The following is a 15,520-nucleotide window of genomic DNA, read 5'->3' as shown; positions in this document are numbered from 1 at the left end:
CTCCCCCCTTGTTTCGCTGGCAGGCCCCAGTTGTTATACTGCCGCCCCGTTTCGTCGCCGGGCTGGCCGTGGGCCGGCGCGCTGACGCGAGACGGGCAGACTGGACAGGATCGTCCGGCCACCCGTTTTTTCCTCTCTGGTTCAGCCGCGAGCGCGGCGACCCGTCAATCCGTATGGCACGGGTTTGCGGCCAGCAGGAAGAGTCATTCAAGGAGCCCTTGTCGCAAGACAAGGGCTCCTGCTTTATGGGTGCCATAACAACAATACTCACCACACAGCGACAGATTTCAGGATTGGTATGGAAAATCAAGCAGTTAAAGATTATCACCAGGGGGCGGCCTCCCTTCGCCGCTGGCTGGAGCCGGTATTGGTGCTGGTTATCCTCGGCAGCCTGTTTGGCTACCTCGGCAGCCAGATGGGCCTCTCCGCCCTGGTCAACACCCTGTTCAACACCGCCCACCAGCTGTTGCTCAACACCGTGCTCTTCATCATGGGCATTACCGTGCTGTCTGGCGCGCTCAGCCAGCTGCTCAGCGAGTTCGGGGTGATCCGCCTGCTGGAGGTGCTGCTGGCACCGCTGATGAAGCCGGTGTTCCGGCTGCCGGGGCGCACCGCATTGGCGGCCCTGATGACCTTCTTCTCCGACAACCCGGCGGTGATCAGCCTCGCCAAGGACAGCCGCTTTCGCAAGGGCTTCACCCCCTGGCAGCTGGTGTCGCTCACCAACTTCGGCACCGCCTTCGGCATGGGGCTGATCGTGGTGACCTTCATGGCCACCCTGCAACTGCCGGGCGGCGAGTCCACCGCCAGCGCGGCGCTGATCGGCCTGCTCGGCGCCCTCATCGGCTCCGTGGTGTCGACCCGGCTGATGCAGCGGATGATCCGCCCGCTGGTGGGGGAGACTCCGATCTCTGACGAGGTGGCGAGCGTGGGGGCCAAACCGGGTCTTAGCCAGGAAGCCGCCCCTACCTGGCTGCGGGTGCTCAACGCCCTGCTGGACGGTGGCAAGTCCGGGGTGGAGCTGGGGATGGCGGTGATCCCGGGGGTGCTCATCATCAGCACCTTCGTGATGCTGCTGACCTTCGGCCCGGGCGAGCAGGGCTACAGCGGTGAGGCTTTCCAGGGGGTGGCGCTGCTGCCGGTGCTGGCGGCCAAGGTGGGCTGGCTGTTCGAGCTGCTGTTCGGCTTCACCCACGCCGAGCTGGTGGCCTTCCCGGTCACCTCGCTGGGGGCGGTCGGGGCCGCCATGTCGCTGGTGCCCCCCTTCATCGGCAAGGGCTGGATCACCGGCAACGAGGTGGCGGTGTTCACCGCCATGGGCATGTGCTGGAGCGGCTTCTTGAGCACCCACACCGCCATGCTGGATGCGCTCGGCTATCGTCATCTCACCTCTCGCGCCATCGTGGCCCACACCATCGGCGGCTTGTGCGCCGGGGTGGCGGCTCACCAGCTCTATCTCTGGCTGGGCTGAGTCATCAAGCAGCAAAAGGGCGCCTCGGCGCCCTTTTGCTTGCGTGGCCGTCCGGCGGCCTCACAGGTTGCCGGGTCTGGGGATGGGGATGCCAAGCAGGAAGTTGTCCATCATGCCGACCATGCGGCCCAGTTCCGGTTTGGTGATGGTGTCGTTGGCGCCCAGCTGCAGCGCCTTGTGGCGGTTGTCATCGCTCATCAGCGACGAGAACATGACGATGGGGGTAGTCTTGAAGGCGGGGGTATCGCGCAGCCGCTTGAGCAGGTGCATGCCGTCCATGCGGGGCATCTCCACGTCGGTGATGATGCCGCTGACAAACTCGGCCACCGGGATCTTTTCCTCTTGTGACAGGCGATCGAACTCCATCAGCATCTCCAGCCCGTCGCCCCCGTCCTTGGCGGTCACCACGTTGTAGCCCGCGGTGCGCAGGGTGGTCTCGATCATCTTGCGGATGAAGGCGGAGTCGTCCACCACCAAAATGGTTTTGGCCTGGCGCATGGCCATCATGCGATCGTCGATGATGACCTTGCGATCCTGGGTCACATCGTACTTCTCCATGCTGAGCTCAGGGTTGATGTCGGCGATGATCTTCTCGAAGTCGAGGATCATGATGAGGTTGCCGTCGCGCCTGACCACCGCCACCACGCAGTCATTCTCGCCCGCCTCCAGGAACTGGCTGGGGGACTCCACATCCTCCCAGGAGACCCGGTGGATCCTGCTGACGCTGTCGATGAGGAAGCCGTTTGCCATCTTGTTGAAGTCGGTGACGATGACCACCTTGTTGCTGTTGTCCGGGTTGGTGCGGATGCCGAGCCAGCCGGCCAGATCCACCAGCGGGATCAGCCGCTCGCGCAGGGAGAATACCCCCACCATGTGGCGCTGGGCATTGGGGTAGTCGGTGGTCTCCGGCACCCGGATCACCTCGCGCACCTTGGCGACGTTGATGCCGTAATAGGCTATTTTTTCGCGGCCATCGGGCAGCTGCTTCTTGAGGTGGAATTCGATGATCTCGAGCTCGTTGGTGCCGCTCTCGGTCAGGATGGATTTACGCTCTTCCCCGTCTTTGGACATCATGGTCACTCTCGTACTTCTGGTTGCGCTGGCAGCACCCGCTGCGGTTTTCCCTCAGTATAGGAATGGATCCGCCGCTGACGGCGGGATCCACACAAGATCACCTCCATAACCGCTTGATCCCGCAGGCTGGAAGGCGCGTATCAGCCTATCAGGAAAAGCGCGGGGCGATGGAGAAGGCCATCACACTCGCCACAAGGGGGCTTGTCATGGAAGAGAGTGTCGTGGTGATCGGCGCCGGCGGAGGGCTGGGAAGCGCCCTGGTCGAGCACTGGCTGGCGGCGGGCGCCGCGCCCGTCATCGCCGTCAGTCGCCAGCCGCAACCGGCGGGGCTCAACTGCAGCAGGCTGCACTGGCTGCGCTGCGATTACAGTGATGAACAGCTGGCGCAGGTGGTGGCCCGCATCGGCGAGCTGGCACCGAGGCCGCGTTGGCTGGTGATCTGCAACGGCCTGCTGCAGCAGGGAAGCATCCGGCCGGAGAAGCGGCTCGAGGCGCTCAACCTTGAGGCCATGACCCAGCTCTACCAGACCAACGCCCTGCTGCCGCTGCGCTGGATCAGCCAGCTGCTGCCTCTGCTGGGGTCTAGCCCCTGTACCCTGGCGGTGCTCAGTGCCCGGGTCGGCAGCATCGGCGACAACCGTGCCGGGGGCTGGTATGGCTATCGCGCTGCCAAGGCGGCCCTCAACATGCTGCTCAAGTGTGCCGCCATCGAGCTCGCCAGACGGGCGCCCGGCGTCAAGTTGCTGGCGTTTCATCCGGGCACAGTGGATACCGCGCTCTCGCGCCCATTTCACGGCAACCTGGCCGCTGGCAGCCTGCACAGCCCGCAACAGGCTGCCGCGCATCTGGTGACGCTGATGGCGCGGTTGACGCCGGACGGTGAGCTGAGCTACCTCGACTGGCGAGGCGAGCCTATCGAGTGGTAGCGGGCGGCAGCAGCCGGGCCAGCAGGCTGCGCAGCGCCTTGATGACCGCCGGCTTGCCTGCCAGTTGCAGCCTGGCCGCCAGCGTTCCCCAGTCGGCATATTGCCAGATGGCGGCGATCAGCAGTTGCCGCTCGGCGGGGTCAAGCTTTGCCAGTTGTGTCAGGTTGCCCGCCAGCCAGCGCTGCAGGCTGGGTTGGCACAGCTCGAACGGCTTGTGGTGGTGGGCAAAGCAGGCTAGCTCATCCTGATCAAACTCATCGAGCCCGCTCGAGCTGGCCTCACCATCCCGCAGGCATTGCCACACCAGCTCGGATTCAAGATTTTTCAGCTCGCCCGCCAGCAGGGTGGGCAGCTGGCGCACGAAGCGTTGGTGCCAGTCGGCCAGCTCGGCGGCGCAGGTCGGTTGCAGCGCCTTGAGCAGCAAGGCGGCGTGGCTGCCGCTGGCGGCATCCCGCTGCAGGCCGATGCGCAGCACCCTGAGCCCGGCCTTGTGCCAGAAGGGCAGCAGATCGGCGCTGGCCGAGAAGGCGGAGCCCAGATAGTCGAGCCCTGCCGCCTGATAATGCTGTTCGAGGTGGGCCAGCAGGAGCGACCCCAGCCCGTGGCGATGGAGCGTCGGATGAATGGCGATGCGCATCACCCGGGCGTAGCTGCGTGCGCCTGCGGCTTTGAAGCCGGCGTGCGCCAGCAGCGACTGGGGCAGCAGATGGCCGCGCGGGCGCCGCCGGCCGGCCCAGATCGCCTCGGCCAGCTCGTCTGCTATCTCTCCTTCCCGGGCCACCAGCGCCACCCCGAGCAGATGCGGGCCCTGCTCCAGCAGGTGGATGTCGAGGGCCGGGCACTCCAGCAGGTAGCGCAGATCGCTCGGCGTGGTCTGGTAGTGGGCCAGCACCAGCAGGCCGAACACCCGATGCAGCAGCCCCTCGTCGGCAGCCAGCGCATCCTGTTCTAGCCGGCGCCAGCCAGGCTGGGTGGGCGCTGGCGGTGTCTCGACCTCGGCATTGAGACCGAGCAGCCGGAACACCAGCGGCTCCAGCGGATCCCGGCTGCTCCAGCGGATCGGCTCGGCCAGGTGGATCTCCTGCCAGCCGGGCGTCTCGCGATCGAGCACCCGCTTGAAGCGCAGGTGAAAACCGCGACCCGTGCCCTCGTAGCCGTGCTCTGTGGTGGCGAAGACGATGCGGCCGTGCCGGGCCAGCATGGCTTCCAGCAGCGGGGTCGGAATGGCGGCCGCTTCGTCCACCAGCAGCAGGTCGGGTTGCAGCGGTTCGTGCACCAGCCTATCCGGCGAGCAGTAGCTGAGCCTTGCCAGCAGTTGCGGCGCGTCTTCAAGGGCACGGGTGGCGTGGGCAAACAGGGTAGCGACCGTGGCCTGGGAGGGCGCCGTCACCACGATCTGCAGATCGGGTTGCTGGCGCAGCAGCTCGGCGGCGGCCAGCCCCAGCAGGCTGCTCTTGCCGCGGCCCCGATCCGCGCTCAACACCAGCGGGCGGCGGCGGTGACCGTGCAACACCTTGTGGATGGCGGGCAGGGCGCGCACCTGATCACAGCTCAATGGCCGCGCTGGCCCAACCGGCTGCCACGGGGTAGGCGTGGCAGGGGGCGTCAGCTCGAGGGCGGGGTCACCCGCCAGCAGCCGCACCAGCCGGGCGAGAAAGCCGTGACCCGCCAGCACCATGTCTTCCGGTTGTGCCACCAGCCGTACCCGATCCGGATCCGGCCAGGCTGGCCATTGGGCCCGCGGCGGGGTCAGCAACAGCAGCAGACCGCCTGCCCGCAAGGTGCCTGCCAGCGCCCCGAATGCGTCGGGGTGAAAACCGCTGAAAGCGTTGAAGACAAGGGTGTCGTACTCCTGACCGAGCCGTTGCAACGCCTTGGTCGCCGGTTGCGGGTGGTGCTCGCTCGGGCCGTCCCCCAGCCAGTAGCTGGCGCCACTTAGCAGCGCCTCGGCTCGGGCGATGCAATCGGCCTCGTCACCTTCCAGCCAGATCAGCCGCCGTTCGCCGGTACGGGCCAGCGCCTGGCGCAACTCGTCGAGCGCAGCCGGCATCATGAGGCGGTGCTGTCGGCCGGTTTGCGGGGTTCGAACATGCGATCCCCCATCTGGTCGATGAAGGTGTGTGCCTTCTGCACCATGAAGCGCTCCGCGTCGGCGGGGTTGGCAAACAGATCGGAGCGGATGAAGCGGTGGGTCTGCAGCACGCCATCCAGCTCCTTGGTGATGCGGCCAGCCAGTCGATACTGACCCCCTTCGGCCATGGGCTCGGGATAGATCAGGTAGCCGGCGTATTCGGTGGGTGTGACTTCGGCGGCCACAGCGGGCTGGCCGCCAAACAGGGCAGTGAACAGTTTCTTGAGCATGATGTTTCCCTCAGTGACAGGGCATTGTCACCAAGGGGTTGATGGCTGGCAAGCGGGGGATCTTATTACCAATCGTTATTTGCACTACGAACCATTCTCATTTAGATTTCATGGCAATCCAGCATGAGGTAAACACTATGTACGTCTGTTTGTGCCGCGGCATCACAGATTCCCAGATCCGCAAGGCGGTACAGGCAGGCAAGACCGAGTTTCGCCAGCTCAAGCAGTCGCTCGAAGTGGGTGCCCAGTGTGGCAAATGCGTGCGCATGACCATGGAGATCATCGCCGCCGAACTCGACAAGGCCGAGCTGGAACAGGCGCCGCTCTACTACGAGGTGGCCTGAGCAGGGCCTGTCGCCGGCAAAACCGGCCCGTCTTTTCAATTCCTTCCCGCAGGCGAGCTGGCTCGCCGGACCTCTTGTTGTCACTTTTCTGGACTAAGCTCTAAGGATCTCAGCCTCAGGCACGAACCAAGGAGCACTGTCGATGAAAGGAGATCCCAAGATCATTGCCCACCTCAACAAGGTGCTGGCCAATGAGCTGATAGCCATCAACCAATATTTTCTGCATGCCCGCATCTACGATGACTGGGGCCTCAAGGCGCTCGGTCACAAGGAGTATCACGAGTCTATCGATGAGATGAAGCACGCCGACGAGCTGGTCAAGCGGGTGCTGTTTCTGGAAGGGCTGCCCAACTTGCAGGATCTGGGCAAGCTGCGCATCGGCGAGACGGTGGAGGAGATGCTGCGCTGCGACCTGTCGCTGGAGATGGATGCCATCCCGGACCTGAAGGTCGCCATCGCCTACGCCGAGTCGGTGCAGGATTACATCAGCCGCGACCTGTTCCAGGAGATCCTGGAAGACGAGGAGGAGCACGTGGACTGGCTGGAGACCCAGCTCGATCTCATCGATCGCATCGGGCTGGAGAACTATCAGCAGTCTCAGTTGCATCACGGCGGCTCCTGAATAGTTATGGCATGAAAAAACGATTAAAAAACCCGCTGCGGCGGGTTTTTTAATGTCTGGCTGCATAGCTTTTCATGAGGCTTATCACCATGAAAAGTAAGCTTATTTTTGTTAATCAGGTCGCAAAAAAGTACGCGGGAGAGATGCACTATTGGAACCCCTTATTGGGGACAAACAATAACAACGGTTAAAGGACTACACCATGCACTTCTTGCCCAACAAGCTGGCGCTGGCTTGCGCCATCGCACTCTCGCTTGCTGCCTGCAATGACAACAGCTCCAACGCCCCGGCGGATCCCGCCGCCACCAAGGCCTCTCTGATGCAGACCATGGACGAGGCCCTGCGCGAAGGCCAGGCGCTCGATCCCTACGGTTTTGCCATCGATGCCGCCAGTATCGCCAAGCGCAAGGCCCTCGACAGTTCCCTGCTCAAACGGCTGGATGCCCTGGACTCGAGCGTGCTGAGCGAACGGGACCGGTTGTTCTACGACATGATCCGCTGGGATCTGCAGATCAACCTGGCGGGTTACGATCTGCCCCAGTCCCAGATCCCGATCCATCACTTCCGCAACCGGGTGGTGGATCTGGCCGATGAGGTGGGGGCTGCGCCCGCCAGCGGCAGGGCCGCCCGCACCGTCGAGGGTGGCTTCGACTACTTCGAGCAGAGCTCGGCCGAGCAGGTCGCACCGGGGGATGCCGCCTGGCGGCGCGACCTCGATCGCCCGGCTGCGGCACCGGTTCCGGCGAGCAAGGCGAGGGCCGCCACCGCGCCACTGGCCTGGTATCAGGATCACCTCACCTGGCTCAAGGCCTATGACGGCTACCTTGCTGAGGTGAAGCACCAGTTCGAACTGGGCAGCGCCCAGGGCAACACTCTGCCGGACGAGCTGGTGGATCGGCTGCTGGCCCAGCTCAACAGCAAGCTGGATGGGGAGGCGATCGCCGGCGCCTATCTCGGCTGGCAGCAACTGCCGGGAGAGGCGGACGAGGCGCTGCGCAGCGAGTACAAGGGGGTGCTGGACAGCATCAACGGCCGCTATCTGGCGCTGCGTGACTACCTGGATTACCGGCACGGCGGCGCCTATGCGGTGCGCCTTGGCAGCGGCGAGTGCGACGACGGTTTCTGCGGCATGACCAACGGACGCGACTGGTATCGCTGGCTGCTGAAGAAGCACACCACCACCGACATGACGCCGGAGCAGGTGCATGCGCTGGGGCTGAGCGAGGTGGAGCGGATCTTCGGCGCCATGGTCAAGGTGTGCCATACCGTCGGCAAGTGTGACAGCGACGACGTGGCCCAGAGCAAGCAGAGCGGCCAGATCTACGCCTTCTTCCGCTATCTGAACGAGCCGGCCTTCTTCTATCAGAACCCGCTGGCGGTGTGGTCGGCCGGCCTCAACCCGGACAATGCCGCCGGGGCGACCCTGAGCGGACCGCAGCAGCAGGCGCTGGCCGAACACGAGCGGGCACTGCAGGAGTACAACGCCTTCAAGAGCAAGGCGGCGCTGGTGCTGCCAGACTTCTTCGATGCCGAGCGTACCATTCCCAAGCTGGATTACGAGGTGGTGCCCGTCTCCTATGCGGATGCGCCATACGGCGGGGTGGCCTGGTATCAGGACGGCAACCCGCAGACCGGCCGCAAGGGGCAGTTCTTCCTCAATACCTACTACCCCTATGGTCTGCAGAGCTGGAACATCAGCACCCTGCTGGCCCACGAGGCGGCGCCGGGCCACCACTTCCAGATCACCATCGCCCAGGAGCTGGCCGCCAAGGATCCCGACTTCCCGCAGTACGTGGCGAACGCCTCCTACACCGCCTATGCGGAGGGCTGGGCGCTCTACACCGAATACCTGGCGGATCACGACATGGGGCTCTATCAGGGGCGCGGTCTCTATGATCCGGCGGTGGGGGACGTGAAGGTCGAGGGATCGTCCGCCTTCAACAACCAGCAGCAGTACTTCGGCCGCCTCAACGAGGAGATGCTGAGGGCCATGCGGCTGGTGGTGGATACCGGCATCCACTGGTATGGCTGGAGCCACGACCAGGCCGTCAACTACATGAAGGAGAACTCGGCGTTGGGGGCGGGGGACATCAGCTCCGAGGTGCCGCGCTACATGGCCTACACCGGCCAGGCGACCTCCTACAAGGCGGGCCAGCTGGCGCTGATCCGGATGCGGGAGTCGGCCGAGCAGGCGCTGGGGGGCGGCTTTGACCTCAAGGCGTTCCACCACCATGTGCTGGAATACGGCATGCTGCCCATCTCGGTGCTGGAGCAGAAGAACAAGCAGTGGATTGAACAGTCGAAGTGATCACAGTTACGGCGCCCGGCAAGGCAACGGGCGCCGCTTTCGATTAGGATACGGCTCTATTCAAACAACACTGCTACGGATGATGTCCATGGAACAGATCGCCCGTGAGATGGCGGCCCACAAGCGAGTGGCGCTGGTGGCTCACGACAACATGAAGACCCCCCTGCTGAACTGGGTGATGCGGCGCAAGGAGGAGCTCAAGCTCCATCACCTCTACGCCACCGGCACCACCGGCACCATGCTCGGCAAGCAGGCACAACTGCCCATCACCTGTCTCTTCTCCGGCCCCATGGGGGGCGACCAGCAGCTCGGCGCCCTGATCGCCGAGGGCAAGATCGACGTGCTGATCTTCTTCTGGGATCCCCTCAATGCGGTGCCCCACGATCCGGACGTGAAGGCCTTGCTGCGCCTCGCGGCAGTCTGGAACATCCCGGTCGCCACCAACGAGGCGACCGCTGATTTCATCATGGACAGCCCCCACATGCGCCAGGCGTTCAGCGTGCAGATCCCGGACTACGCCGGTTATCTCAAGGCCAGAACCCAGTAACGGGGCAGAAACGACAGAGCCGGCCACAGGGCCGGCTCTTTTTATTGGCGGGAACGAAGATCAACGCTGGAAGCTTTTCTGCGCGAACTTGGGTCTGGCATTCATGATCTGCTCTACCTGCTCGTCGCTCATCTTGCCGCGCGACAGCCCCAATACCTTGTAGGTGAGCAGCGGCCGGGCCGGCAGGGCGATCATCAGGGCGCGGATCTGGTTCTCGTCCTCTTTCTCGCGCACCGGTTTGCCATAGGCATAGGTCAGTACGCCGGCATCCATCAGGTTTTTGACGGCAGGCTCGGTGATCGGCAAGTTTATGACGCTTTTGCGTTGCAGCACGAACTCGCGCAGCACCGCCTTCTCGTTGAAGTCGAGAAAGGAGATCATCTGGGCCAGCTGATCCTGCTGTCGGCGGGACTGCCACTCGTCGCAGGCCCACTCCCAGGCGATCAGGAAGCCCTGACTGCAGAAGTAGGAGATGGCGATCAGCATGCCGACGCCGAGCCAGGCGGCGTGTGTGGCGGCCCACTGGCTGACGGCCCCCTTCATCAAACCGGCCGGAAACAGCAGGATGATGCTGCAGCAGAGCAGCAGCCAGACCATCAGCCAGTTGAGGCGGTTCAGTTGATAGAAATGTTGGATCCACCGTTTCATCGTTCACCCTTCCCAAATCAGTGTGGACAGTAGTCATCTCATAGCAAACGGTGTGCCAAGGCGAAGCGTTCGCCGGCAGGGGAGTGGATCCAGACGGCAAAGCCGGTGGTGGGACGGTTACATTCCCTTACAACTTGTTGAGCGAATGATCATTAGTTTGCCTTGTGAGGTGGCGCTCAACTTGGTAAAAAGCCCGCACTGTCATAGGGGAGTAGCAACCCGCCCGTGATCCGGGCAGGGCTCATGTCAACATTCTTGGATCCTAAGATCCATGGCATGGGCGGCGATGATATCCATCGCTCTGCAAGACCTTTGGCCTCGATATGCAAGCCAGCCGGGCGAGCCGTATCGGGTCCATTGGTTGTTCTGCTCGCCTGGCGGTTACTCATCATGCTGATCACCCTGCTGTTATTTCTGCTCTCTGCCATCACCATCTATCTGGCCTGCGAATATTTCGTCAACGGCATCGAATGGACCGGCCACCACTTCAAGTTCTCCCAGAGTGCCACGGGCTCCCTGTTGGCGGCCCTTGGCACGGCCCTGCCCGAATGCATCGTCACCCTGACCGCATTGCTGATGGGGAATGCTCCCGCTCAGCAGCAGATCGGGATAGGCGCCGCCCTCGGCGGTCCGCTGGTACTCTCCACCATTGGCTATGCCGCCGTCGGCGTGACCCTGCTGCTGTGCATGAGCCGCGAGCACAGGGCCATCGATGGCGAGGTGCAGCGGGAGATAGGCCGCGATCAGGCCTGGTTCGTCGGCATCTTCCTGGTGGCGGTGGCCCTCGGCATGGTGGCCTTCACCGGTAAAACCTGGCTGGCCCCGCTGTTCGTGCTGGTGTATCTGGTCTATGTGCGGCGCGAGCTGAAACAGACCGACAGCCACGAGGTCGAGTTGCCAGAGCCCCTCAAGCTGGATCCGGGCGCCGAGATCCCGGCGCTCGGCAAGGTGCTGCTACAAACCCTGGTGGCGCTGGTGGTGGTGGCGCTGGCGGCCCAGCTGTTCGTTCACCAGCTGGAGAGCATGGGCGAGCTGTTCGGCCTCTCGCCGGTGCTGGCGGCCCTGTTGCTGAGCCCGGTGGCGACCGAGATGCCCGAGCTGATGAACGTGCTGATCTGGGTGCGGCAGGGCAAGCACCGGCTGGCGCTGGCCAATATCTCGGGGGCCATGATGATCCAGGGCACCATTCCCAAGGCGTTCTGCCTGTTGTTCACCCCCTGGCTGCTGGACAGCACCATGATGGTCTCCTCGCTGGTGACGCTGCTGGCGGTCGTGCTGTTGTGGTGGGGGTTCAGTCGGGAGCGGATGACGGCGGGCAGGCTCGCCTGGGTGGGGCTGATCTATCTTGGCTTCTGCGGCTGGCTGATGGCGAACTGAGGCACCAGCCACATCGCATGCAAAAGGGCGGGACCTTGTCCCGCCCTTGTTGTTGTCATCACCCCATGCCGGCCGATGCCGGCAAGGAGGTCAGAACTGCTGGAACCAGCGCTGGATCTGGGCTGGATCCTTGCTCTGGGTGAGCGAGAGCATCAACAGGATCCGCGCTTTCTGTGGGTTGAGGGTCTCGGCGGCGACGAAGCCGTACTTGGCGTCATCGATCTCGGCATCCAGGGTGGTGGAGCCGGTCGGTACGCGGGCGGAGCGCACGACCCGGATGCCGTCCTTGCTCGCCTTGGCCAGGGTATCGAACAGTGTGTGGTAGAGGTTGCCGTTGCCCACCCCGGCGCTGACGATGCCGTCGAACTTGGCATCCACCATCGCCTTGGCCGGCAGATCGGTGGCGTTGGCGTAGCTGTAGACGATGCCGACCTGCGGCAGCTTGTCGAGCTTGCTCACGTCAAACGGGGTCTTGCTGGTGTGCAGACGGGCCGGGCTGCGCTGGTAGTCGATCTTGCCGTTGTGGATGTAGCCGAGCGGGCCGAAGTTGGGGGAGGCGAAGGTCTGCACCCCGGTGGTGTTGGTCTTGGTGACGTCGCGGGCATCGAGCACGGTGTCGTTCATCGCCACCATGACGCCACGCCCCTTGGAGGCGGGGTCAGAGGCGGTCACCACGGCGTTGTAGAGGTTCATCGGACCGTCGGCGCTCATGGCGGTGGAGGGGCGCATGGCGCCGACCAGCACCACCGGCTTGTCGCTCTTGACGGTGAGGTTCAGGAAGTAGGCGGTCTCTTCCATGGTGTCGGTGCCGTGGGTGATGACGATGCCGTCCACGTCATCCTTGGCCAGCAGCTCGTTGACCCGCTTGGCCAGCTTGAGCCACACCTCGTCGTTCATGTCCTGGGAGCCGATCTTGACCACCTGCTCACCCTGCACGTCGGCCACGTTTTTCATCTCGGGCACGGCGGCGATCAGCGTCTCGATGGCCACCTTGCCGGCCTCGTAGTTGGACTGGGTGGCGGACTGTCCCGCCCCGGCAATGGTACCGCCGGTGGCCAGGATATGGACGTTGGGCAGGGCCATGGCCATCGGGGAGAGGGTCAGGCCGAGGACGGCGGCGAGCAGGGTCTTGCGGATCGGGAGAGTCATGCAGCAAATCCTTCTGAGGTGAGAAAAATTGCAGCAAGTTTGCGCTTTCTGTCGCCGGGGTTTGTGATGACTCTCACCAAAAAACAGCTGGGTACAGAATTTTAACCTGTTTTATACCTATATGGAGATAATTTAACTCGCCGAAAAGCCCTTGGCTTCGATCAGGGCGATCAGCTCGGCCTTGCTCAGTTCGCTCTCGATGACGGCCTTGCTGCTGGCAAAGTCGACGCTGGCGGTGCTGACGGCAGGCTGGGCCAGCAGGGCTTTTTGCAGACTGGCGGCGCAGCCACCGCAGGACATGCCGGAGACGGTGAGTTCGATGGTCATGGGATATCTCCTCTGTTGATAGGCAGTCAGCGTAAAGCTGCCGCCCACGGCAAGGTCAAGGGGGTGATGAGGGAGTGAGGGCCAGCCCGTTTGCTGCTGGCTAGCCCATCAGCCCCAGGTAGTTCATCAGGGCGGCGCCCAGGCTGGTGCTGACCAGAGAACCCAGCGTGGTGGTGGCGATGATGTTGGCTGCCAGCACGCTGTCGCCCCCCATGGCGCGGGTCATCACATAGCTGGCGGCGGCGGTGGGGGTGGAGCTGATGAGAAACAGGATGCCGATCGCCTGCGGGCTGAAGCCCAGCGCCCAGGCCCCCATCACCAGCAGCACGGGGATGCACAGCAGCCGGTTGGCGGTGGCCCAGCCGGTCAGCAGGGCGCCCCCGCGCAGGGCCTTGAGGTTGAGGCTGGCGCCGGTGCAGAGCAGGGCCAGCGGCAGGGTCATGTTGGCGAAGTAGCTGCCGGTGGTGATCACCAGCTGGGGCAGCTCGATGCCGAGCAGGCCGAAGGGCAGGGCGGACAGAATGGCGATGATCAGCGGGTTTTTGGCGATCCCCTTGAGGATTGGCTTGATCCCCTTGCTGCCCCCCAGGCTGCGGGTCAGGGTGATCACCGCGAGCACGTTGTAGAGCACGGTGACCGAGCCCACCAGCAGTGCGGCGGCGCCGATCCCCTCGGCACCGTAGGCGTTCTGTACATAAGCCAGCCCCATGATCCCCATGTTGCCGCGAAAGCTGCCCTGCACGAAGATGCCGCGCTGGCGCCGCTCGGGGATGAAGCGGGCCGCCAGCAGCTCCAGCACCAGAAAGCCGGTGAGGGTGCCGAGCAGGCCGTAGAGGATGAGCCAGGGGCTCGGCATGGTGGAGAAGTCGGTGCGCACCATGCTGAGGAACAGCAGGGCGGGCAGAGTGACCTGGAACACCAGGCGGGAGGCGGATTCGACGAAGCTGTCGGGCAACAGACCCAGCTGCTTGAGCCAGATGCCGAGCAGCAGCACCACGCAGATGGGGCCCGTGATGGAGAGGGAGAAGTGCAGACTGGCCAACAGAGTCATGATGGATCTCCTGTGCGATAGACGGGGCCCGTGACGGAGAGGGAGAAGTGCAGACTGGCCAACAGAGTCATGATGGATCTCCTGTGCGATAGACGAGGCCCGTGACGGAGATAGATGGAAGCAGACTGGCGAATAGACCCATGATGCGCGTCCTGTGCGATGGCGAATGGCACGGCGTTCGCTGGGCCAAAGGGGCATTCTAACGCCATGGGCTTGTATTCACAGGGGTTAATCACAACAATGTGGGCAATTCCACCGCCGAGCCCCTGTGAGCCACTTCATGGACAAAAAACTGACCATCCTCGATATCGCCCGACTCAGTGGTGTCGGCAAGTCGACCGTTTCCCGGGTGCTCAATCAGGATCCCAAGGTGAAGCAGGCGACCCGCGATCGGGTGGAGCAGATCATCGCCGAACACGGCTTCGTGCCGAGCAAGTCGGCGCGAGCCATGCGCAGCCAGAGCCAGCAGGTGGTGGGGATCATCGTCTCGCGGCTCGACTCCAGCTCGGAAAACCAGGCGGTGCGCGGCATGCTGGAGACCCTCTACCAGCGCGGTTACGACGCCGTGCTGATGGAGAGCAAGTTCTCCCCCGCCAAGGTGCAGGAGCATCTGGCGGTGCTGGAGCGGCGCGGGGTGGATGGCATTATTTTGTTCGCTTTCAACGATCTGGACTATGCCGCCATGGCGCCGCTCAGGGAGAAGCTGGTGCTGGTGGCCCGGGATCATCCCGGCTTCTCCTCGGTCTGTTTCGACGATGCCGGTGCGGTGCACACCATGCTGGACCAGCTCGCCGCCCGCGGCATTCGCGACATCGCCTATCTGGGGGTGGATACCAGCGACCTCACCACCGGTCAGCGCCGGCTCGACGCCTACCTCGGCTATTGTGCCGAACAGGGGCTGGCGGCGCGCAGCGCCCTCGGCGATCTCAGCCTGCAGAGCGGCTACCGGCTGGCGGGGGAGCTGCTCACCCCGACCACTGGCGCCCTGGTCTGCGCCAGCGACACCCTCGCCATCGGCGCGGCGAAATACCTGCAGGAACAGGGGCGCAGCGAGGTGCTGGTGACCGGTCTTGGCAACAACCCCATGCTCAGCTTTCTCTTCCCCAACGCCCTCAGCCTGGATCTCGGCTACAAGGGGGCGGGCGAGCAGGCGGCTCGTCAGCTGCTCGGCCAGATCGAGCAGGATCTGCCCCCGCTGGCGACCATAGCCCCCAGCCACCCTCTGTGATTGCCATCACCTAGTCCTGCACAAAAACTGTGCTTTTTGTGAGCTCGGCCACGAAATGGGAACGTTCCCATTTTGATCTGGCCAGAT

General features: G+C 63.8%; 15 protein-coding genes and 1 riboswitch. Of the genes, 8 read left to right on the top strand and 7 right to left on the bottom strand.

What is annotated here, in order from left to right; all coding sequences use genetic code 11:
• Nucleotides 1-298 precede the first annotated feature (298 nt).
• The gene (locus OKC44_RS18640; protein WP_270814523.1) at nucleotides 299-1,471 is read left to right on the top strand and encodes a CD0519/CD1768 family membrane protein; all 1,173 of its coding nucleotides are present in this window, start codon (nucleotides 299-301) and stop codon (nucleotides 1,469-1,471) included.
• 60 nt (nucleotides 1,472-1,531) lie between these two features.
• Here OKC44_RS18640 and OKC44_RS18635 read toward each other — a convergent pair whose 3' ends face one another.
• Nucleotides 1,532-2,545, bottom strand: coding sequence for a chemotaxis protein (locus OKC44_RS18635; protein WP_011707542.1), 1,014 nt, complete (start codon nucleotides 2,543-2,545; stop codon nucleotides 1,532-1,534).
• 206 nt (nucleotides 2,546-2,751) lie between these two features.
• Between OKC44_RS18635 and OKC44_RS18630 the strand changes: the two genes are divergently transcribed.
• Nucleotides 2,752-3,471 carry an SDR family NAD(P)-dependent oxidoreductase gene (locus OKC44_RS18630; RefSeq protein ID WP_270814522.1) on the top strand — a complete coding sequence of 240 codons (720 nt, stop codon included), beginning with the start codon at nucleotides 2,752-2,754 and terminating at the stop codon, nucleotides 3,469-3,471.
• On the opposite strand, the gene OKC44_RS18625 is transcribed toward OKC44_RS18630, so the two are convergent.
• Together OKC44_RS18625 and OKC44_RS18620 are read right to left on the bottom strand one after the other, a co-directional pair.
• The gene (locus OKC44_RS18625) at nucleotides 3,458-5,524 is read right to left on the bottom strand and encodes a tRNA(Met) cytidine acetyltransferase TmcA (RefSeq protein WP_270814520.1); all 2,067 of its coding nucleotides are present in this window, start codon (nucleotides 5,522-5,524) and stop codon (nucleotides 3,458-3,460) included. The genes OKC44_RS18630 and OKC44_RS18625 overlap by 14 nt on opposite strands.
• The gene (locus OKC44_RS18620) at nucleotides 5,521-5,832 is read right to left on the bottom strand and encodes an HlyU family transcriptional regulator (RefSeq protein WP_270814518.1); all 312 of its coding nucleotides are present in this window, start codon (nucleotides 5,830-5,832) and stop codon (nucleotides 5,521-5,523) included. Before OKC44_RS18620 ends, OKC44_RS18625 begins: the two co-directional genes overlap by 4 nt.
• A gap of 137 nt (nucleotides 5,833-5,969) precedes the next feature.
• Here OKC44_RS18620 and OKC44_RS18615 point away from each other — a divergent pair, with 137 nt between their 5' ends.
• The 4 genes from OKC44_RS18615 to OKC44_RS18600 all read left to right on the top strand — a co-directional run bounded on the left by OKC44_RS18615 (nucleotide 5,970) and on the right by OKC44_RS18600 (nucleotide 9,653).
• Entirely contained in the window at nucleotides 5,970-6,176 is a 207-nt protein-coding gene (locus OKC44_RS18615) for a bacterioferritin-associated ferredoxin (protein ID WP_016352142.1), read from the top strand.
• A gap of 142 nt (nucleotides 6,177-6,318) precedes the next feature.
• The gene (gene bfr / locus OKC44_RS18610) at nucleotides 6,319-6,798 is read left to right on the top strand and encodes a bacterioferritin (protein WP_011707537.1); all 480 of its coding nucleotides are present in this window, start codon (nucleotides 6,319-6,321) and stop codon (nucleotides 6,796-6,798) included.
• Nucleotides 6,799-7,000: 202 nt separating this feature from the next.
• On the top strand, nucleotides 7,001-9,106 hold the full coding sequence (locus tag OKC44_RS18605; protein WP_270814516.1) for a DUF885 domain-containing protein: 2,106 nt from the start codon (nucleotides 7,001-7,003) through the stop codon (nucleotides 9,104-9,106).
• Between the two features lie 88 nt (nucleotides 9,107-9,194).
• Complete coding sequence (locus OKC44_RS18600) at nucleotides 9,195-9,653, top strand: methylglyoxal synthase (protein ID WP_010635987.1); 459 nt, start codon at nucleotides 9,195-9,197, stop codon at nucleotides 9,651-9,653.
• A 60-nt stretch (nucleotides 9,654-9,713) separates the two neighbouring features.
• On the opposite strand, the gene OKC44_RS18595 is transcribed toward OKC44_RS18600, so the two are convergent.
• Entirely contained in the window at nucleotides 9,714-10,301 is a 588-nt protein-coding gene (locus OKC44_RS18595; RefSeq protein ID WP_010635988.1) for a superinfection exclusion B family protein, read from the bottom strand.
• A 194-nt stretch (nucleotides 10,302-10,495) separates the two neighbouring features.
• Nucleotides 10,496-10,603, top strand: a riboswitch (yybP-ykoY riboswitch).
• An 88-nt stretch (nucleotides 10,604-10,691) separates the two neighbouring features.
• On the opposite strand from OKC44_RS18595, the gene OKC44_RS18590 reads away from it, so the two are divergent.
• Entirely contained in the window at nucleotides 10,692-11,678 is a 987-nt protein-coding gene (locus OKC44_RS18590) for a sodium:calcium antiporter (RefSeq protein WP_270814515.1), read from the top strand.
• A gap of 90 nt (nucleotides 11,679-11,768) precedes the next feature.
• Here OKC44_RS18590 and ansB read toward each other — a convergent pair whose 3' ends face one another.
• The 3 genes from ansB to OKC44_RS18575 form a co-directional block, all read right to left on the bottom strand.
• Nucleotides 11,769-12,827, bottom strand: a complete 1,059-nt coding sequence (gene ansB, locus OKC44_RS18585) for an L-asparaginase 2 (RefSeq protein ID WP_011707533.1) — start codon at nucleotides 12,825-12,827, stop codon at nucleotides 11,769-11,771.
• 132 nt (nucleotides 12,828-12,959) lie between these two features.
• Nucleotides 12,960-13,154, bottom strand: coding sequence for a heavy-metal-associated domain-containing protein (locus OKC44_RS18580; RefSeq protein WP_011707532.1), 195 nt, complete (start codon nucleotides 13,152-13,154; stop codon nucleotides 12,960-12,962).
• Nucleotides 13,155-13,254: 100 nt separating this feature from the next.
• Nucleotides 13,255-14,205, bottom strand: a complete 951-nt coding sequence (locus OKC44_RS18575; protein ID WP_227290592.1) for an AEC family transporter — start codon at nucleotides 14,203-14,205, stop codon at nucleotides 13,255-13,257.
• A gap of 280 nt (nucleotides 14,206-14,485) precedes the next feature.
• Here OKC44_RS18575 and treR point away from each other — a divergent pair, with 280 nt between their 5' ends.
• Nucleotides 14,486-15,433 (top strand): trehalose operon repressor TreR, encoded by a 948-nt coding sequence (gene treR / locus OKC44_RS18570; protein ID WP_270814512.1) that lies wholly within the window; start codon nucleotides 14,486-14,488, stop codon nucleotides 15,431-15,433.
• The last annotated feature ends 87 nt before the right edge of the window (nucleotides 15,434-15,520 follow it).

It is taken from the genome of Aeromonas sp. S41-2 (genome assembly GCF_027705845.1).
Lineage (GTDB): Bacteria > Pseudomonadota > Gammaproteobacteria > Enterobacterales > Aeromonadaceae > Aeromonas > Aeromonas hydrophila.
The sequence above is the reverse complement of the archived record's forward strand: the minus strand, read 5'-3'. Positions and strand labels throughout refer to the sequence as shown.